The organism is Allokutzneria sp. A3M-2-11 16 (genome assembly GCF_024213555.1).
GTDB lineage: Bacteria > Actinomycetota > Actinomycetes > Mycobacteriales > Pseudonocardiaceae > Allokutzneria.
Map to the genome: position 1 here is coordinate 2,013,424 of NZ_JANAVO010000001.1, position 22,998 is coordinate 2,036,421.

At 70.9% G+C, this 22,998-nt stretch carries 22 protein-coding genes; 19 read left to right on the forward strand and 3 right to left on the reverse strand.

The features are described from left to right. The first annotated feature begins 128 nt into the window (after positions 1 to 128). From NLX83_RS10055 to NLX83_RS10105, 11 genes are all read left to right on the forward strand, one after another. A complete protein-coding gene (locus tag NLX83_RS10055; protein ID WP_030427975.1) occupies positions 129 to 1,340 on the forward strand; it encodes a sensor histidine kinase in 1,212 nt (403 codons plus the stop codon). Positions 1,341 to 1,361: 21 nt separating this feature from the next. Next, a complete protein-coding gene (locus NLX83_RS10060) occupies positions 1,362 to 2,231 on the forward strand; it encodes a S49 family peptidase (protein ID WP_254234558.1) in 870 nt (289 codons plus the stop codon). A 143-nt stretch (positions 2,232 to 2,374) separates the two neighbouring features. Continuing rightward, a complete protein-coding gene (locus tag NLX83_RS10065) occupies positions 2,375 to 3,181 on the forward strand; it encodes a LytR/AlgR family response regulator transcription factor (RefSeq protein WP_254236158.1) in 807 nt (268 codons plus the stop codon). Continuing rightward, positions 3,178 to 3,672 (forward strand): hypothetical protein, encoded by a 495-nt coding sequence (locus NLX83_RS10070; protein ID WP_254234559.1) that lies wholly within the window; start codon positions 3,178 to 3,180, stop codon positions 3,670 to 3,672. Before NLX83_RS10065 ends, NLX83_RS10070 begins: the two co-directional genes overlap by 4 nt. 16 nt (positions 3,673 to 3,688) lie before the next feature. Next, positions 3,689 to 5,509 carry a sodium/solute symporter gene (locus NLX83_RS10075; protein WP_254234560.1) on the forward strand — a complete coding sequence of 607 codons (1,821 nt, stop codon included), beginning with the start codon at positions 3,689 to 3,691 and terminating at the stop codon, positions 5,507 to 5,509. Positions 5,510 to 5,685: 176 nt separating this feature from the next. Beyond that, on the forward strand, positions 5,686 to 6,036 hold the full coding sequence (locus NLX83_RS10080; RefSeq protein ID WP_374118714.1) for a DUF485 domain-containing protein: 351 nt from the start codon (positions 5,686 to 5,688) through the stop codon (positions 6,034 to 6,036). After that, positions 6,033 to 7,670 carry a solute symporter family protein gene (locus NLX83_RS10085; RefSeq protein WP_254234561.1) on the forward strand — a complete coding sequence of 546 codons (1,638 nt, stop codon included), beginning with the start codon at positions 6,033 to 6,035 and terminating at the stop codon, positions 7,668 to 7,670. The genes NLX83_RS10080 and NLX83_RS10085 overlap by 4 nt, the downstream gene beginning before the upstream one ends. Positions 7,671 to 7,788: 118 nt before the next feature. After that, complete coding sequence (locus NLX83_RS10090; protein WP_254234562.1) at positions 7,789 to 8,316, forward strand: SigE family RNA polymerase sigma factor; 528 nt, start codon at positions 7,789 to 7,791, stop codon at positions 8,314 to 8,316. Between the two features lie 13 nt (positions 8,317 to 8,329). Beyond that, entirely contained in the window at positions 8,330 to 9,193 is an 864-nt protein-coding gene (locus NLX83_RS10095) for a hypothetical protein (RefSeq protein ID WP_254234563.1), read from the forward strand. A gap of 64 nt (positions 9,194 to 9,257) precedes the next feature. Further along, the gene (locus NLX83_RS10100; protein WP_254236160.1) at positions 9,258 to 9,584 is read left to right on the forward strand and encodes a rhodanese-like domain-containing protein; all 327 of its coding nucleotides are present in this window, start codon (positions 9,258 to 9,260) and stop codon (positions 9,582 to 9,584) included. A 5-nt stretch (positions 9,585 to 9,589) separates the two neighbouring features. Continuing rightward, entirely contained in the window at positions 9,590 to 10,489 is a 900-nt protein-coding gene (locus tag NLX83_RS10105) for a DUF4328 domain-containing protein (protein ID WP_254234564.1), read from the forward strand. 158 nt (positions 10,490 to 10,647) lie between these two features. On the opposite strand, the gene NLX83_RS10110 is transcribed toward NLX83_RS10105, so the two are convergent. Further along, positions 10,648 to 11,880 carry a cytochrome P450 gene (locus NLX83_RS10110; protein ID WP_254234565.1) on the reverse strand — a complete coding sequence of 411 codons (1,233 nt, stop codon included), beginning with the start codon at positions 11,878 to 11,880 and terminating at the stop codon, positions 10,648 to 10,650. Positions 11,881 to 11,936: 56 nt separating this feature from the next. Between NLX83_RS10110 and NLX83_RS10115 the strand changes: the two genes are divergently transcribed. From NLX83_RS10115 to NLX83_RS10135, 5 genes are all read left to right on the forward strand, one after another. Next, entirely contained in the window at positions 11,937 to 12,788 is an 852-nt protein-coding gene (locus tag NLX83_RS10115) for a glycerophosphodiester phosphodiesterase family protein (RefSeq protein WP_308209290.1), read from the forward strand. A gap of 20 nt (positions 12,789 to 12,808) precedes the next feature. Next, positions 12,809 to 13,759 carry a DUF5926 family protein gene (locus NLX83_RS10120; protein ID WP_254234566.1) on the forward strand — a complete coding sequence of 317 codons (951 nt, stop codon included), beginning with the start codon at positions 12,809 to 12,811 and terminating at the stop codon, positions 13,757 to 13,759. A gap of 137 nt (positions 13,760 to 13,896) precedes the next feature. Further along, a complete protein-coding gene (locus tag NLX83_RS10125; RefSeq protein WP_254234567.1) occupies positions 13,897 to 14,595 on the forward strand; it encodes a hypothetical protein in 699 nt (232 codons plus the stop codon). Between the two features lie 85 nt (positions 14,596 to 14,680). Next, complete coding sequence (locus NLX83_RS10130; protein WP_254234568.1) at positions 14,681 to 15,175, forward strand: SigE family RNA polymerase sigma factor; 495 nt, start codon at positions 14,681 to 14,683, stop codon at positions 15,173 to 15,175. After that, positions 15,172 to 15,864 carry a hypothetical protein gene (locus tag NLX83_RS10135; RefSeq protein WP_254234569.1) on the forward strand — a complete coding sequence of 231 codons (693 nt, stop codon included), beginning with the start codon at positions 15,172 to 15,174 and terminating at the stop codon, positions 15,862 to 15,864. The genes NLX83_RS10130 and NLX83_RS10135 overlap by 4 nt, the downstream gene beginning before the upstream one ends. Positions 15,865 to 15,925: 61 nt before the next feature. On the opposite strand, the gene NLX83_RS10140 is transcribed toward NLX83_RS10135, so the two are convergent. Further along, on the reverse strand, positions 15,926 to 16,471 hold the full coding sequence (locus tag NLX83_RS10140) for a ferritin (protein WP_254234570.1): 546 nt from the start codon (positions 16,469 to 16,471) through the stop codon (positions 15,926 to 15,928). A gap of 268 nt (positions 16,472 to 16,739) precedes the next feature. On the opposite strand from NLX83_RS10140, the gene NLX83_RS10145 reads away from it, so the two are divergent. Both NLX83_RS10145 and NLX83_RS10150 read left to right on the forward strand, forming a co-directional pair. Beyond that, the gene (locus NLX83_RS10145) at positions 16,740 to 17,540 is read left to right on the forward strand and encodes a hypothetical protein (protein ID WP_254234571.1); all 801 of its coding nucleotides are present in this window, start codon (positions 16,740 to 16,742) and stop codon (positions 17,538 to 17,540) included. 162 nt (positions 17,541 to 17,702) lie between these two features. Next, positions 17,703 to 20,621 (forward strand): beta strand repeat-containing protein, encoded by a 2,919-nt coding sequence (locus tag NLX83_RS10150; RefSeq protein ID WP_254234572.1) that lies wholly within the window; start codon positions 17,703 to 17,705, stop codon positions 20,619 to 20,621. Positions 20,622 to 20,775: 154 nt separating this feature from the next. Here NLX83_RS10150 and arcA read toward each other — a convergent pair whose 3' ends face one another. Then, entirely contained in the window at positions 20,776 to 21,996 is a 1,221-nt protein-coding gene (arcA, locus tag NLX83_RS10155; RefSeq protein ID WP_254234573.1) for an arginine deiminase, read from the reverse strand. Positions 21,997 to 22,117: 121 nt separating this feature from the next. Here arcA and NLX83_RS10160 point away from each other — a divergent pair, with 121 nt between their 5' ends. Beyond that, on the forward strand, positions 22,118 to 22,951 hold the full coding sequence (locus tag NLX83_RS10160; RefSeq protein WP_254234574.1) for a glutamate ABC transporter substrate-binding protein: 834 nt from the start codon (positions 22,118 to 22,120) through the stop codon (positions 22,949 to 22,951). The last annotated feature ends 47 nt before the right edge of the window (positions 22,952 to 22,998 follow it).

Below are 22,998 nucleotides of genomic sequence, written 5' to 3' on the forward strand. Positions count from 1 at the left end.
CCGGCGGTACCGTAATGTTCAACAGGAAGCACCGACTACATCGCGCACGGGCCGGGTTCATCCATTCGGCACATTTTCCTGTGCCGGGACAGTTGCCTCGCGGGGCCGTCACAGCGGAGCATGAGCGAGTGAGTGAGCTGCTCACCGACAGAGCAATCATGGGGAGTATCGCGGGCATAGCCGTGCTCGCGCTCTTCGTCATGCTCTGCCGCGCCCGCCGCGTCAGCACCTCCGTCGAGGACGCGACGCTGACCGCGCTGCACCGCGTCACCCAGGCCGCGCCCGCGCTCCGCGAAGGGCTCTCGGTGCGCTCGGCCGACCAGGCCACCCCGCACCTGCGCGAGCTGTTGGCGTGCGTCGCGGTCGCGCTGGTCGACCCCGACGGCGAGCCGCTGTCCTGGGCGGGCGAGGCGAACTACCACTTCGAGGACCTGCGCGACATCGTCGCCATCGCGGTCAACGACCGGAAGCCCGCGCTGGCCAACCACGGCACGATGGACTGCGAGATCAACAAGTGCCCGATGCGGCACGCGGTCGCCTACCCGCTGGAGGTCGACGGCTCCATCGTCGGCGCGATGGTCGTGGTCGCGGGCATCGGTGGCAAACGTCTGCTGCGCGCGGCCGAGGAGGGCGCGCGCTACGTCGTCACCCAGCTCGAACTCTCCGAACTGCAGGAGTCCCGCGAGCGGCTGGCCATCGCCGAGGTGCGCGCGCTGCGGGCGCAGATCTCGCCGCACTTCATCTACAACGCGCTGACCACGATCTCCTCGCTGGTGCGCACCGATCCCTCGCAGGCACGCGACCTGTTGCAGGAGTTCGCCGAGTTCACCCGCTACTCCTTCCGCAACGCCGGGCCGTACGTGACGCTCGCCGACGAGCTGCGCAACATCGACCGCTACCTGACGCTGGAGCGCGCCCGCTACGGCAACGACCGGCTCAACGTGAAGCTGCAGATCGCGCCCGAGGTGCTGCCCGTCGTCGTGCCCTTCCTGACGCTGCAACCGCTGGTGGAGAACGCGGTCCGGCACGGCCTGGCCAGCAAGCCGGGCGGTGGCACGGTCACCGTGGCCGCGATCGACGACGGCGCGGAGGCCGTGATCAGCGTCGAGGACGACGGCGTCGGCATGGACCCGCAGCGGCTGCGCGAGGCCACCGACAACGCGCACATGACCGGCGCCCACGTCGGTCTCGGCAACGTCGACGACCGGCTGCGCAGGGCTTTCGGCAACGACTACGGCCTCGTCGTGGAGACCAACCTCAACGCGGGCACCAAGGTCGTGCTCCGGGTGCCGAAGTTCGCCGTCGGCGTGCACGCGCCGCCGCCCGCGCCCGTCGGGTGATCCTTCCGTAGGGTCGGTGGCATGAGCGTGACCGAGAAGCTGGCCGCCCGTCTGCCCATCCTCGGCAACCAGGCCGAGCGCGCCCCCGTCGTCGCCGTCGTCCGGCTGCACGGGGTGATCACCCCCAACCCGTCACCGGTCGCCAGGGGAGCGCTCAACCTGCAGAGCCTGGAATCGGCGCTGACCAAGGCGTTCGAGCACGACCGGCTGGCCGCGGTGGCGCTGCTGATCAACTCGCCCGGCGGTTCGCCGACGCAGTCCGCGCTGATCGCCACGCGCATCCGCGAGCTGGCCGACCGGAAGAAGGTCCCGGTGCTGGCCTTCTGCGAGGACGCGGCCGCCTCCGGTGGGTACTGGCTGGCCTGCGCCGCCGACGAGATCTACGCGCACGGCACCTCGATGGTCGGCTCGATCGGCGTGATCAACTCCGGTTTCGGCCTGGACAAGGTGATCGAGCGGTTCGGCGTGCAGCGGCGGTTGCACACCGCGGGCACCAACAAGTCCCGGCTCGACCCGTTCAGCCCGGAGAAGCCCGAGGACGTCGAGTGGGTGCGCGGCATCCTCGACCAGCTGCACGTGCAGTTCACCGACTGGGTGAAGCAGCGGCGCGGGGACCGGCTGCGCGGTACGGACGAGGAGCTGTTCAACGGCGAGGTCTGGCTCGGCGCGAAGGCGGCGGAGCTCGGGCTGACCGACGGGGTCGGCACCCTGCGCCAGGTGGTCACCAAGCGCTGGAAGGGCGCGGAGATCACGGTGACCGAACCGAAGAAACCGCTGCTCGCCAAGCTCGGCATCGGTGCGAGCGCGCTGTTCGGCTCGCCCGCGGACAAGGTCCTGGCCGCCGTGGAGGCCGTGGAGCACCGCGTCTGGTGGTCCCGCCTGGGGCTGTAGCGGGTGGCGCGGGATGACCGTGTGTTGGGCTAACGTCTGCGATCTGTCACCCTGTTGACCCGACACTGGTCGTGGACAGCGGGCCTGGGCGATCGGCAGGATATGGCGTCACTGTGAGTACGAACGGAAAGCCAGCGGGACTCATCGTCTTGGCCATCGACGATGAGCCCAACAACCTGGACGAAATCGGCTACCTGCTGGACTCCAACCCGCGGGTGCGACGGGTGCTGTTGGCCGGCGACGCCACCGAGGCGCTGAGCATCCTCCGCGGCGCCGATCCCGAGGTGCACCACCGGCTGCGCAACAACATCGCGCCGGTCGACGCCGTCTTCGCGGACATCCAGATGCCCGGCCTGTCCGGGATGGAGCTGGCCAGGCTGATGGTCGGCGTGCAGCCCGCTCCCGCGCTGGTGTTCATCACCGGCTTCGAGGAGTACGCGCTGGGCGCCTACGAGCTCGGCGCGCTGGACTACATCGTGAAGCCGCCGCGCGAGGACCGGATCGAGCGGGTGCTCGGCCTGGTCGAGCGCACGCAGCTGACCGCCCAGCTGGAGAGCGCGGCCGCCGCCGTCGCGGAGCCGGTCGAGGAGGAGGTCATCCCGGTCGAGCTGGCCGGAACGACCAAGCTCATCCCGCGCTCCTCCGTGCGGTGGGTGGAGGCGCAGGGCGACTACGCGCGGCTGCACACCTCGGACGGCAGCAGCCACCTGGTGCGCATCCCGTTGGCGCAGCTGGAGGAGAAGTGGGCGGACGCGGGCTTCGTCCGCATCCACCGCTCGTACCTGGTGGCGCTGCCGTTGATCACCGAGCTGAAGATGGTCTCCTCCGGCTACACGGTGCGGCTGGGCAACGAGGCGAACGCCCCCGAGCTGCCGGTCAGCCGCAGGCACACCAGGGAGCTGAAGGACCGCCTGGTGCGCGCGCCCAAGAACAACTGGGGTCAGCGGTGAGTTTCCCGCACGGCCAGGACCCCCTGGAGGGAACCGGGCCTGGCGGGCAGGAACACACGCGCAACGGGCACGGCGGGCCCGGCCACTCCGCCGAGGAGGAGCCGACCTACCCGCTGCGCGGCAAGCGCCGGGTGAAGGTCGTGCTCGCCGAACGGCGCGGGGCGCGGCGCATCCTGCGGCCGATGGCCCAGCTGGAGGGCCAGGACACCGGGATCGCCGAGAACGTGGTCAAGGAGCTGGTCCGCAGGCAGCTCAAGATCGCGCTGGCGCTGGCGGCGCTGGTGCTGGCGCTGTACGCGGGCCTGCCCGTGCTGTTCGTGCTGGTCCCGGAGATCGGCGAGTACGTGGTCTTCGGCATCCGGCTGCCGTGGCTGCTGGTCGGCGGCCTGGCCTACCCGTTCATGGTCGGCATCGGCGCGATCTACAACCGCGCGGTCGACCGCAACGAGGCGAAGTTCGCCAACCAGTACACCGGCATGGTCGAGGACTGAGGACCGGGTAGACGCGATGGTGCAGAACAACTGGGCGCTCGGCGGGGTCATCCTCGCGATGGCGCTCACCATCGGCGTCGGTGTCTACGGCGGTCGCCGGTCCAAGACCACGCCGGACTTCCTCGTCGCCTCCAGGACGATCAAACCGCACGCCAACGCGGCGGCCATCGCGGGCGAGTACCTGTCCGCGGCGTCGTTCCTCGGCGTCGCCGGGCTCGTGTTCACCAAGGGCGCCACCGGGCTCTGGTACCCCATCGGGTACGCGGGCGGGTACCTGATGCTGCTGCTGTTCGTCGCCGCCCCGCTGCGCCGCTCGGGTGCGTACACGGTGCCGGACTTCGCGGAGGCCCGGCTCGGCTCGGTCGGGCTGCGGAGGCTGTGCACGGCGGTCGTGGTGCTGCTCGGCTGGTGGTACCTGGTGCCGCAGTTCCAGGGCGCCGGGCTGACCCTGGCCACGTTCACCGGAGTGCCCCCGTGGCTGGGCGGGCTCGCGGTCGCGATCACCGTCACCATCAACGTGGTCGGCGGCGGCATGCGGGCGATCACCCTGGTCCAGGCGTTCCAGTACTACCTGAAGCTGTTCGCGCTGGCGTTCCCGGCGTTCCTGCTGTTCTTCGTCTTCCTCAACGACGACAGGGCCGAGTACCGGTCGCTGTCCGAGCCGCTGCCCCCCGCGTTCGCCCGCGAGACCACGATCGACGTGAAGACCGCGGTGCGGCTCCAGGTGTCGCAGGCGGTGTCGCTGCGGGCGAAGGGCACGATCGACGGGGCCCCGGTCGACGGCGGCGCGTTCTGGGCGACGGGCACGGTCAAGTCGGTCGACAAGGGCACCAAGCTGATCTTCCCCGCCGGGGCCCCGGTCCCCTCGGTCACCACCGCCGCCGCCGACAACGCCAGCTGGCTGCGGCCGATGTCCGGCGGCTGGCCGCAGGCGATGGAGATCTGGTCGCTGATGTTCGCGACGTTCTTCGGCACGATGGGGCTGCCGCACGTCCTGGTCCGCTTCTACACCAACCCGGACGGCTCCTCCGCGCGCACGACCACGCTGTACGTGCTGGTCCTGGTCGGCGGCTTCTACCTGTTCTCGCTGATCTTCGCCGGGCTGTCCCGGTTGTACGTGCCGGAGCTGCTGGTCACCGGCCAGGACAACGCCGCGGTGCTGCTGTTGCCGACCGCGATGCTGAACAACTGGTTCGGCCAGCTGCTGGCGGCGCTGACCGCGGCCGGGGCGTTCGCGGCGTTCCTGTCCACCTCCTCCGGCCTGGTGGTCAGCGTGGCGGGCGTGCTCTCCACCGACGTGCTGCCCGGCCGGGTGCGGGACTTCCGGCTGGCCACGATCTTCGCCTCGACCGTGCCGATCGTGTGCGCGCTGCTGTTCCCCAACCTCGGCGCGGCGCAGGCGGTCGGCCTCGCGCTGTGCCTGGCCGCGTCCACCTTCTGCCCGCTGCTGATCCTGGGCATCTGGTACCGCCGGCTCACCCCGTTCGGCGCCACGATGGGCATCCTCACCGGCGGCGGCGTGGTGCTCGGCTCGACCGCCTACGTCCTGCTGACCACCTCGACCAGCGGCTGGGTCAACTCGCTGGTGGCGCAGCCCGGCATGATCAGCGTGCCGCTCTCGTTCCTGGCGATGTGGTTCTTCAGCAAGCTCACGCCGAGGAGCGTGCCGAGGGACGTCGCCCAGGTGATGCTCCGGATGCACGCCCCCGATCGGCTGGGGTTCACCAAGGACCGCGATGTCCAGCGGTTCGGCAACCAGTCCCAGCCCCCGGTCGACGTCTCCAAGCGGACCTCGACGACGCTGAGCGGCTGGGCCAATCGGCGGCAGCGCAAGTAGAGCGCGTTCATGCTGTTCAGCGCGCCCATCGTGGTCCGTTCGGGCTAATCACGGCGTCATTCGGCGATGGATCGATTCATCTGTCCCAACGATTGGGCACGTCCCGTTTATGGGTGACCTTGGTCTCGGCTACCGTCCCCCGGAACATGAACATCCCACCCGAACAGGGAGGTTCCGTGAGTTCCACCGAGCGGCCTGTGAGCGGCGGTGCGCCCGACCAGGAGGTCTGGGCCACCATGCAGGCCAGCCCCGAGTTCGGCGACCTGCGTCGCCGGCTGCGTCGGTTCGTCTTCCCGATGACCGTGCTGTTCCTGGGTTGGTACCTGCTCTACGTGATCCTGGCGGACTACGCGCACGGCTTCATGAGCATCAAGGTGGTCGGCAACATCAACGTCGGCCTGGTGCTCGGCCTGCTCCAGTTCGTCTCCACGTTCCTGATCACCACGCTGTACGTGCGGCACGCGAACAAGAACCTCGACCCGCTGGCCGAGGACCTGCGGCGCAGGGTCGAGAAGGAGGACGCGTGAACCTGGCCCAGACTCAGACGGTGGCGGGCTCGCCGCTGCTGAACATCGGCATCTTCGCCGCGTTCGTGGTGATCACGCTGGTCGTGGTGTTCCGGGCGAGCAAGAACACGAAGTCCGCCGCCGACTACTACGCGGCGGGGCGCGCGTTCACCGGGCCGCAGAACGGCATCGCCATCGCCGGTGACTACCTCTCGGCGGCGTCGTTCCTCGGCATCGCGGGCGCCATCGCGATCAACGGCTACGACGGCTTCATGTACTCCATCGGCTTCCTGGTGGCCTGGCTGGTGGCCCTGCTGCTGGTCGCGGAGCTGCTGCGGAACACCGGCAAGTACACGATGGCCGACGTGCTCAGCTTCCGGATGCGCCAGCGCCCGGTGCGCACCGCCGCGGCGATCTCCACCCTCGCGGTGTCCTTCTTCTACCTGCTCGCGCAGATGGCGGGGGCGGGCGGCCTGATCGCGCTGCTGCTCGGCGTCACCGACAGCTGGGCGCAGGCGGGCGTGATCGCGATCGTGGGCGTTCTGATGATCGTCTACGTGCTGATCGGCGGGATGAAGGGCACCACGTGGGTGCAGATCATCAAGGCGGTCCTGCTGATCACCGGCGCGGCCGTGATGACGCTGTGGGTGCTCGCGCAGTACGGGGTGAACCTGTCCTCGCTGCTGGGCGCCGCGGTGGAGAACAGCCCGAAGGTGGGGGAGAAGCTGCTCAACCCGGGCCTGCAGTACGGCAAGACCGGGCTGACCCAGCTGGACTTCCTCTCGCTCGGCCTCGCGCTGGTGCTCGGCACCGCGGGCCTGCCGCACATCCTGATGCGCTTCTACACCGTGCCCACGGCCAAGGAGGCCCGCCGCTCGGTGGTCTGGGCGATCTGGCTGATCGGCATCTTCTACCTGTTCACCCTGGTCCTCGGCTACGGCGCGGCGGCCCTCGTCGGCCCCGACAAGATCCTGGCCGCGCCGGGCAAGGCGAACTCGGCCGCACCGCTGCTGGCCTTCGAGCTGGGCGGAACGCTGCTGCTCGGCCTGATCGCCGCGGTCGCCTTCGCCACGATCCTCGCGGTCGTCGCGGGCCTGACGATCACGGCGGCGGCCTCCTTCGCGCACGACATCTACGCCAACGTGATCAAGAAGGGCGAGGTCGAGGACAAGGACGCCGAGGTCAGGGTCGCCCGGAGGACCGCGGTGGTCATCGGCATCCTGTCCATCCTCGGCGGCATCCTGGCCAACGGGCAGAACATCGCCTTCCTGGTCGCGCTGGCCTTCGCGGTCGCGGCCTCGGCCAACCTGCCGACGATCCTGTACTCGCTGTTCTGGAAGCGCTTCAACACCAGCGGCGCGCTGTGGAGCATCTACGGCGGTCTGACGATCACCGTGGTGCTGATCGTGTTCTCGCCGGTGGTCTCCGGCAAGCCGGTCAACCCGGCCACCGGCAAGAGCGACTCGATGCTCAACGGCGTCGACTTCCACTGGTTCCCGCTGGACAACCCCGGCCTGGTCTCGATCCCGCTGTCCTTCCTGCTCGGCTACCTCGGCACGGTGCTGAGCAAGGAGAAGGCGAACGAGGCCAAGTACGCGGAGATGGAGGTGCGCGCGCTGACCGGAGCGGGCGCCGAGAAGGCCATCGACCACTGAGTTCGGCTCAACGGCAGCGGCCCCGCCAGCACTCGCTGGCGGGGCCGTCCTCGCGTTGTGCAACCTCGTGCGCGCCCACCGCGTATTACCCCGTGAGGGACGTCGGAGGAGGAGCGGGTTGACGCGGCGCGACGACGAGTTCGCCGAGTACTTCTCGGCGAGGTTCGACTTCGCCAGACGCATCGCGTTCGCGCTGTGCGGTAACTGGAACGAGGCCGAGGAGCTGGCCCAGAACGCCTTCGTCAAGATCTACGCGCACTGGCGCCGGGTTCGGTCCGAGACAGCCGACGCCTACCTGCGAACCGTGCTGACCAGGACCTTCCTCGACACCAAGCGGAGGGGCCGGGCGCGCGAAGAGCCCACCGAGTCACCACCGGACCGCCCGGTGGTCCAGGACACCGGCGCGATCGAGGACCGGCCCGCGCTGCTCGCCGCGTTGCAGAAGGTGCCGCCACGCCAACGTGCGGTCATCGTGCTCCGATTCATCCAGGATCTGTCCGTTGAGCAGGTTGCGGACGTGCTCGGCTGTACGACGGGCACCGTCAAGAGCCAGACATCACGAGGGCTGCAAGCCCTTCGCCAGGCGTACGGTCCCGGCGACGGAAACACACCTGCGTTGCACCCGGCGACGCGGGCGGGCTGCTGAGGAGGTGATCGACATGTGGGATGACGAACAGGACCTGCGTGCGGCGCTGCAGCGCGTCGTGGACGTGGACGTACCGCCGCCGGGCACCACCCGGGTGGAGGACGTGATCCGCAGGGGCCGCAGGCGCGTGCTGATCACCAGGATCGGCACGGTCGCCGGAGCGATCGTCGCGGTGGTCGGCATCGGCGTCGGCGCGTCGGCGCTGGGCAACCTCGGCGTCGGCGCGGACCGGCTGCCCCCCGCGGGCCCGGCCGTCAGCACCCCGCCGGTGCCGCTGCCCGAGTCGCCGCGCCCGGGCTGGGTGACGCACGAGCCGACCTACGTGCCCGCTCCGCCTTCCCCGGAAGAGCCCGGGGTGCGCGGCCCCGGCATGTGCGCGCCGATCACCCTGCCCCCGGCGAGCGGGCGCGAGGTGCTGCCGGAGGAGAAGTACCTCCCGGTGCTGCTCGACGAGCTCGCCAAGCACTACCCGGGCGATGCGGTGCACATCCAGAACAAGACGTGGGTCAACGTCAACCGCGGTCTCGCCGACGTCGCCGTGTACAGCAAGGACAAGCAGGTCCAGCGCACCTTCTCGATGATGGCGGGGCGGTACGGCGGACCACTGGAACAGGCCGCCGAGTACTACGCGTCGGTCAACTCAGGCGGCTGCGCGCAGAAGATGCACTGGCTGAACCTGCCCGGCGGCGCGATCCTCCAGGCCACCCCGGACGGCATCCGCGCGTTCACCCGGTCCGGCCGGTGGTACCAGATCACCGGCTACGAGGTGCCGCTCGCCTACCGGGGCGGCCCGAAGGACGACGGCAAGTCCGGCCCGGCGGCGCTGCCGGAGAACGTCATCGTCGACCTCCTCACCAGGCTCGCGGCCCTCGGATAGGCGGTTCACCGCGGTTCACTGCGGCGATACGCGGGGGCATGGCAGCATCTCCGGTGTGAACCCCATGCAGGTGCCCACCGTGGACGTCACCGAGCTCGGCGCGGACGTGAAGCTGCTCGACGTCCGGGAGCACGACGAGTGGAACGCGGGCCACGCCCCCGGCGCGCTGCACATCCCGCTCGGCGAGCTGGCCGAGCGCCTGGCCGAGCTGCCGGAGGACGGCGAACTGCACGTGGTGTGCCGCATGGGTGGCCGGTCCGCGCGGGCCGTCGCCTTCCTCAACCAGAACGGCTGGGACGCGATCAACGTGGCCGGTGGGATGCAGAGCTGGCAGGCGGTGGGCAAACCGCTCGTCGCGGCCGACGCCGGCACCGAACCCGAGGTGATCTGAGCACCATGCGGCCGGGCCGTCCGATGGCGGTGGACTGGGTGGCCAGTCCACCCGTTCCCGTGCGCCCGTACCGGCAGCGCCGCCAGCGGCAGCCCCGCTACACCGGGCCGCCGTCCTACCCGGCGCCGCCGAGGTGGGGCCTTCCCGCGCTGCCGTGGCGCTGGCAGATGTCCGTCCCCGGGACCGTGCCGCGGGTCAGCCCCGCCGAGCGGATGCGCGTGCTCTCCGGAACCGCGATCACGCTGCTGTGGGTGACCGCCTTCGCGTGCGGCCTCGCCGCCGTCGCCGAGCTGTGGCGTTACGTGATGCTGCTGATCAGCCGCTCCGCCGTGCTGTCCTACGGCTGGCTCAAGGCCTCCGACGCCCTGGTGATCACGGCGGGCGTGCTCGCGCCGGTCACCGCGCTCGTCGCGGGCACCGCCGCCGTGCTGTGGCTGCTGCGCGCGAGGCAGGCGGCGACGGTGGCGACCGACCGGGCCCCGGCGCGGCCGGACTGGCAGGTGCTGCTCGGCCTGCTCCCCGGGCCCAACCTGAGCGTTCTCGGCTCCACGCTGACCGAGCTCGAACACGCCGCGGCCGGTGAGCCCGCGGACCGCAGGCCGTACCCGTCGAAGCTGCTGCGGATCTGGTGGGTCACCTGGGTGGCCGGTCTGGTGCTCGGCGCGGTCACGCTGCTCTGGGGCCTGCGCTCCGGTGTCCAGGCCCAGGCGGACGGTGTGGTGCTGCGCATCCTCACCGACTCCGTCGCGGTGGCCGTCGCCGTGCTCAGCCTGAGGGTGATCGCGAGCATCACCGCGCTCCTCTCACCGCTGGAGAACGCCGCGGCGCACCGCATGCTCGTGGTCCGCGTCGACGGCGCGCCCACCCCCGAGCGCCGCCCCCGCGCCGCGACCCACCGCCGCTGACTCCCAGCCGGGTTCGCCGGTCTTCAAGTACGCCCTACCCCCACCCCAGACGTCTTTAACCGCACCCAACCTCCCGCGCGCGGCCGCAGGTTGGGTGCGGTTAAAGACCGCTGGGGGTGGGGTTCGTAGGACTTGAAGACTGCGTAACTACCGGGGGGTCAGGTGGTGACGGGGAGGGCGCGGAGGCCGCGGATGACGAACTCGGCGCGGCGGAGGGGTTCGCCCGCCAGCTCCAGGTCGGGCAGGCGGGTGGTGAGGGCTTCCAGGGCGGCGACGATCTCGATCCGGGCCAGCGGGGCGCCGAGGCAGTAGTGGATGCCCATGCCGAAGCCCAGGTGCGGGTTGGGCGATCGGCCGATGTCGAGGCGGTCCGGTTCGGCGAAGACCAGCGGGTCCCTGGCGGCGGCGCCGAGCAGCGCGGCGATCTTCTCGCCCGGTCGCAGCACGTGCCCGGCGACCTCGACCTCCTCGATGGCGGTCCGCTCGAACAGCTGCAGCGGCGAGTCGAAGCGGATCAGCTCCTCGGCGGCGGTGTCCAGCAACCCGGGATCGGCGACCAGGCGGTCCCACTGGTCGCGGTGCCGCATCAGTGCGAGCACGCCGTTGCCGACCACGTTCACGGTCGCCTCGTGCCCCGCCATCAACAGCAGCACCGCGGTGGCGACGAGCTCGTCCTCGGTCAGCCGCGCGCCGTCGGAGTCGGTCACCGCGACGAGGTCGCTGACCAGGTCGTCCCCGGCACGGCGGCGGCGCAGCGCGATCAGCTCGCGGAGGTAGGCGACGAACTCGGCCGCGGCGTGCTCGGCGATATCGCGCTGATCGTCGGGCAGGCCGTACTCGTACATCTTCACGATCGAGTTCGACCAGGGCTGGAGCAGCCCGCGGTCGGCGTCGGGCACCCCGAGCAGCTCGGCGATCACCTGGATCGGCAGCGGCGCGGCCACGTGCGCGAGCAGGTCACCGGCGCCATCGGCGGAGATGCTCCCCGCCAGGTCCGCGACCAGGTCGTCGGCCAGCCGCCGGACCCACGGCCGGAGCCGTTCCACGTGCCCGCGGCCGAACGCGGCGGAGATCAGCTTGCGCAGCCTGCCGTGCGTCGGCGGCTCGTTCTCCAGCAGGGAGTTCCGGTGCAGCAGGTTGAACGCGGTGAACCGGTCCGCTGGCAGCGCGTCCGCCCAGATCCGGCCGAGGGAACGGTGCCGCAGCACCGCGGAGCAGGCCGCGTGCGAGACCGCGACCGTCATGCCGAGTCCGCCGTGCCAGTGCAGCTCACCGCGAGCGCGAAGATCCGCGAACGCCGGGTACGGGTTGAGGATGAACCGCTCCTCCCTCGGGTCGAAGGGCGGTTCACTCGATCCGGTCGACCAGTCGCGTGAGTAGGCCTGGCTCATGATTACCGACGGTAAGACGCAAAGGTTGCGATAGTCCAACGGTGCGGTACCTATGGGTGAGCGCCCTCACCCCGCTCGCCGTTTCCCCTGCTGCCGACCGCCTCGCGACCGCTCGGAGCACTGGCACCATCGACCGTGTGCACCTCGAAGTCGTAGCCCACAGGGGAGCGTCAGCCCACCGCGCCGAGCACACCCTCGCCGCGTACGAACTGGCCATCGCGGACGGCGCGGACGGGCTGGAGTGCGATGTCCGGCTGACCAAGGACGGGCACCTGGTCTGCGTGCACGACCGCCTGCTGGACCGCACGTCGGACGGCACCGGCCCGGTCAGCGCGCGCACCCTCGACGAACTGGCCGAGCTGGACTTCGCGAGCTGGTCCGGGGCGGAGCCGGAGATCGGCGTGCTGAGCCTGGACGCGTTGCTCGCCCTGCTCGCCGACCACGACCGGCCGGTGCGGCTGTTCGTCGAGACCAAGCACCCGATCCGCTACGGCGGGCAGGTGGAGCGCGAGCTGGTCCGGCTGCTGGGCCGCTACGGCAAGGCGAGCCCGCTCAGCCTCGACACCGCCGGGGTGGTGGTGATGTCGTTCTCCTCGGCGGCGATGCGCCGGGTGAAGCGGTTGGCGCCCGCGGTGCCGACGGTGCTGCTGACCGCGGGCCCGCCGAGGAAGCTGCCGCCGTGGGCGGACATCCTCGGCCCCGGTATCCGCAAGCTGCGCGCCGATCCCGGCTTCGTCGCGCGGGCCGCCGCGCGGGGCCGCCCGACCTACTGCTGGACGGTGAACGAACCCGAGGACGTGCGGCTGTGCGCCGAGCTCGGGGTTCGGTACCTGGCCACGGATTCGCCCTCGACCACCCGGTCGCTCCTGGCCGGGCCGGGGTCGACTACGGTCGCGAAACCGAAGTGAGTCGAGGTCGAGGAGGACCGGTGGCAAAGCGCGCAGCGGCCAAGCGCAAGGGTCGCGGAAGCGACGCCGTCGAGGGTGCGGTCAACGCCCGTCAACCGTGCCCCTGTGGCTCCGGCAAGCGCTACAAGGCCTGTCACGGCTCGTCCTACGGGCCGGCCGACGTGATCGTCACCCGCCCGTTCGACGGCCTCGCGGCCGAGTGCGAGCTGATCGCGCTGCGCGAGTTCGTGCCGTCCGCGACCGCGCCGCTGACGCTGAAGGAGGGCGAGCGCAAGGTCACGCTGGCCACCGTGCTGCCGATGGCGGCGGCCGCGCTGGTGCGCAGCGACGGCGAGGCGTTCGTCGGCATGCAGGTGCAGACCCGGTCCGGCGACATCAGCGCCGACCTGGGCCGCTCGATCCGCTGGGCGCTGACCGCGAAGCCCGGCGACGTGCTCACCGTGGCGGCCGACTCGGGCGAGGAGGCCCGGCTGCAGGACGTGCTGACCGCCGACGCGGGCCTGGACGTCACCGTGCACGCCGACTTCGCCTGGTGGATCCCGGGTGAGGACGAGCCGACCGGCGAGGTCGCGCTGTCCCTCCAGCGGGCCAACGAGGCGATCATGCCGACCGAGCGGGTCACCGGCGTGACCGCCGCCTACTGGGTGGACGCGGGCGACAAGGCGCACATCCGCTGGGTGCGCCCGGAGCCGGAGGAGAAGCTGCTCGCCGCCATGGCCCGGCTCTCCGCCAAGGGCGAGCTGGACCTGGGCGAGAACACCCGCTACGCGGGCTGTTTCCGCGCGCACGGGCTGCTCGTCCCGGTGTGGGACATCGACAGGGAGATGCACGCCAAGGAGTGGGAGCAGCCCGTCGTCGAGCTGGGCAAGCGGCTGGACGCCGCGCTGGCCACGGTCGACAGCGAGCCGCTCACCGAGGCGGAGCGCCGTTCCCGGGACGGTCTGCGGGGCAGGCAGGTCACCCTGCGCTGACCGCGCGGCAACCGATGCCGGGCGCGCTCGCGGAGCGCGCCCGGCATCTTTTTGGTATCCGGAGGCAACCTTCGCGGACTTCGCCGCGTGTTCCCCCTGACGGCGCGCATGGCGGGATGGATGGAGGGCGGTGAGGGATGAGCCTCGACCAGGAACTGCGCCGGTTGTTCGACGACGAGCGCTTGGAGCTGCCGGTCCGTCCCGACGCGGAGCACGCCGTGCTGCGCGGCGCGAAACGGCGGCGCACGCGCAGGCGCGCCCTCGCCGCCGGGGGTGCCGCCGTCGCCGTGGTCGCCGCGCTGGCGGGCGGGATCGTGCTCACCGACCTCGGGCGGACCGCGTCCGCGCCGCCCGCCACCGACCGGAGCGATCCCGTGCCCACCCCCGCTCCCGGCCGGATCGACACCGTCCCGCACGACGTCATCGGCCCGCACGGCCTCGGCAGGCTGAGCCTGGGCATGACGGAGGCCGACGCCGTCGCCACCGGGCTGATCAAGGCCAACTCCAAGGAGAAGTCCGAGGACGGGTGCCGCGGCTACAACTACGCCGACGAGACCGTCCGGCACGGCTACTACTCCCTGCTGTTCTCCGACAAGCACGGCCTGGTGCGGCTGGAGGCCAGGCGCGGGACGAAGACCCCGGAGGGCATCCGGATCGGCTCGTCCGTCCGTGACGTGGAGCGGGTCTACACCGCGAGCAAGATGTGGCACGGCGCAGTCGGCGAGAGAATCACCGACGTCCCGGGCAACCCGGACGCCAACTACTGGCTGATCGTGCGCGACGACGTCCTCACCGAGGTTCGGCTGGAGCTGAAGGAACAGGACTGCTACCGCTGACGAGTTCTCGGACTCGGGGCAACCCGGAGGGGGTGTCGAGCGTGTACTCGCTGACAACGGGGTGGAGTTTCATGGGGACGGGACGATGGAAGAGGACTTCGGCGAGTTCGTGCGGGCGGCGCTACCCGGCCTTTTGCGGTACGGCCACGCGCTGACAGGGAACCCGCACGATGCCGCCGACCTCGTGCAGTCGGTGCTGGAGAAGGTGGGCTCGCGCTGGTCGGCGCTGCTGCGCAAGGGCCAGGAGCCGCGGGCGTACGTGCGCAGGTCGATGGCCAACGCGCACGTCAGCCGCTGGCGGCGGACGCGCAGGGAGAACCTGGTCGCCGACCTGCCCGACGTCTCGATCCACCACGACCACGACCGGCTGGAGGACGAGCCGCTGTGGCAGGCGCTGCGGGCGCTGCCGCCGAAGCAGCGCGCGGTGATCGTGCTCCGGTACTACGACGGGCTGTCCGAGGCCGAGATCGCCGAGTCGCTCGGGGTGACCAAGGGGACGGTGAAGAGCCAGACCAGCAAGGCGATGGCGTCGCTGCGGTTGCGGCTGGGCAACCTGGTCGAGGACGGAGGTGACCGGTGAACCTCGACGACGAGCTCCGGCGGATGTTCCGCGACCAGCGGATAGACCTGGACCCCGCGCCCGCCGCCGAACGAACCATCGTCGCGGGAGCGCGCAGGCGCCGCCGCAACCGCCGCGGCCTCGCCGTCGGCAGTGGGGTCTTGGTGGCGGTGCTGGGCGTCGTCGGTGGCATGACCGCGTCGGGGTTCGGCGTCGACCACCTGCCCCCGGCCGTGTCCACGTCGACGACCGCGGCGAAGCAGCCGCTGCCGACCGTGCTGGGGCCCAACGGGTTCGGCGCGCTTCGGCTGGGCATGACGCGCAAGCAGGTGTACGACACCGGCATGGTGGAGCAGGACGTGGTGGACCAGCAGCAGGCCACCGAGCACAGGTGCACGGTGCACGAACTGCTGGACTCCTCGGGCGCCAGCTACGGGACGGTGGTCTTCTCGCGCACGAACGGGCTCGCCGAGATCCTGCCGCGCAACGCGCCCCGCACTCCCGAGGGCCTGCGCGCGGGGACCACGGTCGAGCAGGCCGGGAGCATCTACCCCGACGTCGGCCGGGTCGTGCTGCGGTCCGGGTCCGGCAGCGCCCAGACGGCGGTGCCCGGCAACAGCAGGGCGGTCTACACCGTGGACTTCAACAACTCCAAGGTCACCGCGATCAGCCTGCGCTTCAACGACAGCGACGGCGACTGTTCGGGCTGAGCCGGAACGACGACGCCCGGTCAGTCCACAGTGGACTGACCGGGCGCCGTGGTGCTCGGGACTAGACGGCGCCGCCGGCCGCCGGGGGAGCGGTCGGGTCGTCGCCCTCGGCGCCGACCTTCTCCCGCACCAGGAAGTCCTCGATGTGGAAGAGGTTGTCCCCGGCGCGGTCGACGATGGTGAGCAGCGTCGTCATCGAGGAGACCTCCTCGACCTGCTCCTTGAGGAACCACTGCATGAACTGCTCGCCGAGGTAGTCGCCCTCGTCGCGGGCGGCCCGCGCCAGCGCGGTGATGTCCTCGGTGACCTTGCGCTCCTGCTGCAGCGCCAGTTCGACCGGCTCGCGCACGGTGGTGAAGTCGTTGCGGACCTCGTCGACGCCGGGGATCGCCACGTGCAGGCCGTTGTCCAGCAGGAACTGGACGACCATCATGGCGTGGTTGCGCTCTTCGAGCGCCTGCCGGTAGAAGTGCGCGGCCATCCGGGGCAGGTCCTGCGCGTCCAGCCAGACCGCGACGGCGATGTACTGCTGCGAGGCGGTGAACTCGTTGCGTACCTGCGCCCGCAGCAACTCGTGGAACTTCGTGGTGGTGGTGTTCGGGGCCATGACCGCAGACGCTACCCCGCGATCCGGCTATCCACCGGCGCTGAGCAGGTTCGATAGTGATAACCGGAGGGCTTTCATATTACCGTCGGTAACTTGGGGTTGTGCTCACTCCCCGTATAGGGAAGGCTTGGGGTTAACTCGATGAGGCGACCTTGACTCTCCGAGGTTTACCTAGATCCATTTCTGTGGCACCTTCTCTCATGTCGGACGGAAGTTCCTTGGAGAACTTGGCCCGACAACCACAATCTTCTTTCGAAGGGTGAAATCCTTGTTCGGGAACCAGACGCGACGAGTGGGCCAGGGCGGCGTTGTCCGCCGGGCGCTCACCCGCTCCGCGCTGGTCCTGGGCGGGATCGCGGCCGGCGTGCTGCTCTCCTCGGGCACCGCGAGTGCCCAGGCCGAGCCCGTCGCCGCCGCCTTCGAGCCGGTGCTGCAGATCGTGCACACCGTCGAGGACGTCGCCACCCCCGTCGTCGAGCAGGTCACCGCCCCGGTGGTCGAGGCAGGCAAGGCCGTCGAAGGCACCGTGCACGGGGTCGTGCGCCACGTCTTCGGCGTCGTCACCGGCCGCGAGCTGGAGCGGCCCCGGCAGAGCGCGCCCCTGGTCTCCGGCCTCGCCGGACTGGTCGGGCTCGGCGCGCCGACGGCGGAGGGTTCCGCCCGTTCCTTCCCAGCCGTATCAGGAGACTCCCTGGTCGGCGATGGTTCCACCGACGAGAACGCGCCGGTGGACACCTCTCAGATTCCGGCGTCCGCGCTCAAGCGCACGCCGGTCGGCGTCCAGCAGCCCGCTGCGACGTCCTCCGCGGCCAACGCCGCGCAGTCCGGACCGCGTCCTGCCGACCCGGTCCGGCTCCCCGGTTCGCCCCTGCCGAAGCTCGCGATCATCGCGCCTTCGAGCACGAGTGCCTCCTCTGACGAGGACGCACGGGCGGACCAGCTGCCGAGCCACGCGGTGGGCTTCGACGCCCCCGGTGTGCGTGTGGTGAGCGAGCTGTCCATCAGCGCCGATGCGCTGGCGCGGATGGCTGGCGACGACCACCGGCAGCCCGGCACCACTCCTGACTGAAACCCCGCACGGCGAGCCGTCTGACGCTGTCTGCCAACAGCGCACCAGACCGCTCGCCGTGTCGCGTTGAAGAACCACTCCTCAGGTCCAGGCGACCACTTTCCGCACTGCCATGCGATGGCGCCTGTTTTCTTCCCGCAAGGGACTACGAAAGGAACAATAATGAACACCTGGGCGAAGCGTGGAATCCGCGCCGCGATTGTTACCGGTGGGATGTTCATGCTAGGTGCCGGTGTTGCTCAGGCCCACGAGGCCGACAACCCCGATCGCCCCATCAACACCGTCGACGGCACGATCACCGTGAAGGTGAACATCGACGGCAACCAGATCGGCGCTCCGCTCGGTCTGACCAAGATCGACCTGCCCAAGGTCCAGCGCGACATCTCGATCAACCCGACCGCCGTGGTCGAGGGCCTGGTCGGCAAGGAGGGCGCCAAGCTCCTCCGCGGCAACACCGTGCAGCCCGAGGTCGTCGTCCCGGTCAACGTGACCGGCAACGCGGTCGCCATCCTGGGCGGCAAGGCTGAGGCCCAGAGCAGCTCCGTCACCTCCGCCAGCAGCGGCGGCGGCGTGGAGACCGACGGCTCCGAGCACCCGGTCGCGGGCAACGTCGTCGCCCCGCAGATCGCCCTGCCGGTCGACATCTCCGGCAACGCGATCGCCGCGATCGCCGGCCGCGCCGAGACCCACAGCTCCTCCGAGGTCAACGCCAGCACCGGTGGCCCGATCTCCACCTCGGGCGAGGAGTCCCCGCTCGCGGGCAACGTCATCTCGCCGCAGGCGGCCATCCCCGTGCAGGTGACCGGCAACGCGATCGCCGCGGTGCTCTCCGGCGCGGAGACCAACTCCGAGTCGAAGGTCGGCGCGGCCTCCGGCGGCGACATCACCACCACCGGTGAGGACGGCGCGGGCGCTGGCAACATCGTGGCCCCCACCGCCGCGCTGCCCATCGAGGTCAACGGCAACGCGCTGGGCGCGGTGCTGAGCCTGCCCGACTCGAACTCCAAGACCGAGCTGTGCGCCGAGGCCGGTGGCGACCGCACCACCACCGGTGAGGACGCCATCCTCGCGGGCAACCTGATCGCTCCGTTCGTCGCGGGCCCGGTCGTGGCCTCCGGCAACGGCGGCGGCGTGCTCGTCAACGCGGACGCGGACAACTCGTCCTCGACCGACGTCTCGGCCACCGGCACCACCCGCACCAGCGGTGAAGAGGGCGTCATCGCCGGCACGCTGGTCTCCCCGGCCGCCGCGCTGCCCGTCGAGCTCGCGGGCAACGCCCTCGGCGCCGTGTCCAACGTGGACGCCGCGGACGAGCAGGTCATCTCCTCGGTCGCCGGTGGCGACCGCTTCTCCAACGGTGACAACGGTGTTGTCTCCGGCACCGTGGCCGCCCCGAACGTGACCGGCCCGGCCGGCGCGCTCGGCAACGTCGCGGGTGTGCTGCTCAACGGTGACGCCCAGCAGAACAACACGGTCGACGTGCAGGCGGGTGGCTACACCGGCAGCACCGGCAACGAGGCCCTCGTCAGCGGCAACGTGCTGCAGCCGTCGGTCGCCGCGCTGCCCCAGGTCTTCGGCAACGCCGGTGGCGTGCTCACCAACGTCGAGACCCACGTGACCAACGACCGCACCAGCAACAGCGGTGGCAACACCAACGCCGACGACGACGCCGGTGTCGTCTCCGGCAACGCGGTCGCCCCGACCGTGGCCGGTCCGTTCGACGTGTTCGCCATCTCGGGCGGCGTGGCCTCGCACACCGACGCCACGGTGGAGAACTCGGCCGACGTGAAGGCCGGTGGCGAGGTCAAGGCGTACGGCAAGGACGGCCTGCTGGCCGGCACCGTCGTGCACCCGGCCGTGGCTCGCCCGACCCAGGTCTTCGGCCTGGCGGGTGGCGTTCTGACCCACGCCGACTCGCTGTCCTCCAACGAGGTCGTCTCCACCTCCGGTGGCGACACCATCACCGGTGGCGAGGAAGGCGCGCTGACGGGCAACACCGTCGCGCCTTCGCTGTCCGGCGCGACCCAGCTGTTCGGCATCGCCCCCGGTGTCGCCAGCAACGCGGGCACCACGGCCAGCAACCTGACCGACACCAAGGCCGGTGGCGACCACACCACCTCCGGCTCGGACGGCGCCCTCGCCGGCAACATCGTCGACCCGTCGCTGGCCCCGCCGGTCCAGGTCTTCGGCACCGCCGCTGGCGTGGCGTCGAAGCTGGACGCCGAGGCCGCGAACGCGATCACCTCGATGTCCGGTGGCACCAACACCACTGACGGCAGCAACGCGGCCGTCTCCGGCAACGTGGCGTGGGTGCCGCTGGCCGGTGCGGTGCAGCTGTTCGGCAACGCCGTCGGCGCCGCCACCAACAACTCCGCCGCCGCCACCAACGACGTGGTCTCCGAGACCGGCTCCGCCACCGCCACCGACGGCACCGGCGGCGCCCTCGCGGGCAACGTGGTGAACCCGGCGCTGGGCCCGGTGGGCCAGGTCTTCGGCAACGCCGTCGCGGCCGCCGCGGTCAACGACGGCCTCGGCTCGAACGTCACCGCGGTCAGCGCCGGTGGCGAGAGCACCTCGGCCGGTGACAACGGCGCGGTGGCCGGCAACATCGTCCACCTGCCGCTGGGCCCGGTGGGCCAGGTCTTCGGCAACGCGGTCGGTGCCCCGGCGGGCAACGCCACCGGTGTCGCGGACAGCACGCTGGACTCGGTCGTCGGCGGCGCCACCACCACGAGCGGCCACGGCCTCTCCGGTGTCGACGCGGTCGTGCCGGTCGGCGCGGGCGTCCAGGTCTTCGACATCCCGGTGCGGGTGCTGGGCCAGGCGCTGGCCACCGGTGCCCACGCGACCTCCGTGGTCGTCGGCGAGGAGCCCGCTCAGGCTCTGATCCCGGTCACCGACCCGAAGCTGCTGGCCGCCACCGAGCTGCCCACCATGCCGCAGCCGCGCACCGCCAACGCCCTCCCGCTGCCGGCGGACCTGGTGCAGCTGCCCAAGCTGCCCGCGCTGCCCAAGCTGCCCGAGGTCGGGGGCGCCCCGGCGCTCGGCATGATCGACATGCTGCGCATGTTCAAGGGCTGAGGCTGACCAACTCCAATCGGGACGCCCGCCCCACTGTGGGTGCAACCAGGGGCGGGCGCTCCTAATCCGGTTTTCCTCCTCAGACGGGCACTTGCACACCGGGCGGGCCCGGAACGTCACAGACGTTCCGGGCCCGCTTTGCGTTGTGCGGCAACTACTTCAAAGGCGCTCGCAGCATCGGGCAGGACATGCAGCGCGGTCCGCCCCGTCCGGAACCCAGCTCAGAACCGGAGATCCGCAGCACCTCGATGCCCGCGTGCTCAAGGCGTTCGTTGGTCTCGACGTTGCGTTCGTAGGCGACCACCACGCCCGGCGCGACGGCCAGCGTGTTGTTGCCGTCGTCCCACTGCTCGCGCTCCGCGGTGACCGGGTCCAGACCGGTGTCGATCACCCGCAGCCGCGAGATGCCCATCGCCTCGGCCGCCGCCTCCAGGAACGGCTCCGGACCGGTCACCTTGACCCCGTCCGATCCGTCCGGCCGGATCGAGTACGCCGACAACGTGTCCCGCACCGCCGGGTACATCACCACCGCGTCCCGGTCGACCATCGTGCACACCGTGTCCAGGTGCATGGTCGCCCGCTCCTGCGCGATCGGCACCGCCAGCACCGTGTGCACCAGCCCGTCCGCGAACACCGACCGCGCGAAGGACTCCGCGCCCGCAGGCGTCGTGCGCTCGCCGACCCCGACCGCCAGCACGCCGGGGGACAGCAGCAGCACGTCGCCGCCCTCAAGGGGAGCGGAGTGCGCCCCGTACGCGCGGCCGCTGTGGCTGAACCTCGGGTGGTAGGCGTAGATCAGGTCGGTCAGCGCCGTCTCCCGCCGCCGCGCGGGCAGCGCCAGCGAGGTGATCGCCACCCGGTCGCCGACCCACACCGACGAGTCCCTGGTGAACAACAGGTTCGGCAGCGGGTCCACGGCGAAGTCGTTCGGGTGGTGCATCCGGCGCACCAGCGAGGAGCCCTCGGCGGAAGGCAGCTCCTCGAAGGTCATCCCGGACATCAGCACCGAGGCCAGGGTGCGCGCGTCGACCCCGGAGAGGTGCGAGCGCAGCGCGTCGGCCAGGTCGAGGCCGAGGCGCCGCTCGTCGACGGCGGAGTGCACGCCCGCCGCGCGGGCCCGGCCGTCGGCGAGTGCCTCGCCGAGCAGGTCGGCCAGCAGCAGCACCTCGACGCCCCGGCCCGCGAGGGTCTCGGCGAAGGCGTCGTGCTCGGCCTGGGCCCGGTCCACCCACGGGATGCCGTCGAAGAGCAGCTGGTCGTTGTTGCGCGGGGTGAGGCGCTTGAGCTCGTCACCCGGCCGGTGCAGCAGGACGGTCCGCAGCGGACCGACCTCGCTGTCGACGCCGAGCGCCGTCGCGCTGGAAGGAGCTGTCACGTGGCGGAGACTAACCAACGCCCGGCGCGGCGGCCGCGAAGTGCAACATTCATTCGTTCGGGTAGCCTCCGACCGGTGTGGGCAGGGCCGCCCGCGCAACCATGCGGAGGGGTCTGCACAGATGCGTCAGTTCCGTGCGCTGTCGGTCGCGGTGACGATGTTGGCGGTTGCCGGCTGCGGCATGTTCGGCTCCTCGGCCCCCGCGGAAGATCCCCCGCCCGCCGACGGGCCCAAGCTGACCGTGGGCATCAAGTTCGACCAGCCCGGCGTCGGCCTGCGCACGCCCTCCGGGACGTTCGAGGGACTCGACGTCGAGGTGGCCCGCTACCTCGCCCGCGAGCTGGGCGTGCACCCCGGCAACATCACCTTCGTCGAGGCCCGCTCCGGGGACCGCGAGGCCATGCTGGAGCAGGGCAAGGTCGACCTGATCGCGGCCAGCTACTCGATCACCGACGCCCGCAAGCAGAAGGTCGACTTCGCCGGGCCGTACTTCGTCGCCGGGCAGTCGCTGCTGGTGCGCAGGGCCAACAGCGACATCACCGGGCCGGAGTCGCTGGACTACAGCGACTGGAAGCTGTGCTCGGTGACCGGGTCCACCCCGGCGCAGAAGGTCAAGGAGTCCTACGCGCGCAGCGTCACCCTCCAGGAGTTCTCCTCCTACAGCGAGTGCGTCAGCGCGCTGGAGCGCGGCGACATCGACGCGCTGACCACCGACGACGTGATCCTGGCCGGGTACGCCGCGCAGCAGCCGGACAAGTTCAAGCTGGTCGGCAAGCCCTTCTCCACCGAACGCTACGGAGTGGGCGTCCGCAAGGGTGACGAGCGTCTGCAGAAGATCACCGCGGCTTTGCGGAAGATGATCTCCGATGGCAGCTGGAATCGCATCGTCTCGGACAGCGTCGGCAAATCCGGATACAAGATTCCTGAACCACCCCAGGTGGCCGAGAAGCCCTGACGACGGCCCCGCGGCATTTCCGCCTGCGCCTTTGGCTACCCACGCCA

What these genes read in the sequence shown, in the direction of transcription:
- NLX83_RS10130 (WP_254234568.1), top strand. Translation starts at nt 14,681, where the DNA reads ATGGAAGAGGACTTCGGCGAGTTCGTGCGGGCGGCGCTACCCGGCCTT.
- NLX83_RS10150 (WP_254234572.1), top strand. Translation starts at nt 17,703, where the DNA reads ATGAACACCTGGGCGAAGCGTGGAATCCGCGCCGCGATTGTTACCGGT.
- NLX83_RS10105 (WP_254234564.1), top strand. Translation starts at nt 9,590, where the DNA reads ATGCGGCCGGGCCGTCCGATGGCGGTGGACTGGGTGGCCAGTCCACCC.
- NLX83_RS10160 (WP_254234574.1), top strand. Translation starts at nt 22,118, where the DNA reads ATGCGTCAGTTCCGTGCGCTGTCGGTCGCGGTGACGATGTTGGCGGTT.
- NLX83_RS10075 (WP_254234560.1), top strand. Translation starts at nt 3,689, where the DNA reads ATGGTGCAGAACAACTGGGCGCTCGGCGGGGTCATCCTCGCGATGGCG.
- NLX83_RS10125 (WP_254234567.1), top strand. Translation starts at nt 13,897, where the DNA reads ATGAGCCTCGACCAGGAACTGCGCCGGTTGTTCGACGACGAGCGCTTG.
- NLX83_RS10100 (WP_254236160.1), top strand. Translation starts at nt 9,258, where the DNA reads ATGCAGGTGCCCACCGTGGACGTCACCGAGCTCGGCGCGGACGTGAAG.
- NLX83_RS10060 (WP_254234558.1), top strand. Translation starts at nt 1,362, where the DNA reads ATGAGCGTGACCGAGAAGCTGGCCGCCCGTCTGCCCATCCTCGGCAAC.
- NLX83_RS10110 (WP_254234565.1), bottom strand. Translation starts at nt 11,880, where the DNA reads ATGAGCCAGGCCTACTCACGCGACTGGTCGACCGGATCGAGTGAACCG.
- NLX83_RS10140 (WP_254234570.1), bottom strand. Translation starts at nt 16,471, where the DNA reads ATGGCCCCGAACACCACCACCACGAAGTTCCACGAGTTGCTGCGGGCG.
- NLX83_RS10095 (WP_254234563.1), top strand. Translation starts at nt 8,330, where the DNA reads ATGTGGGATGACGAACAGGACCTGCGTGCGGCGCTGCAGCGCGTCGTG.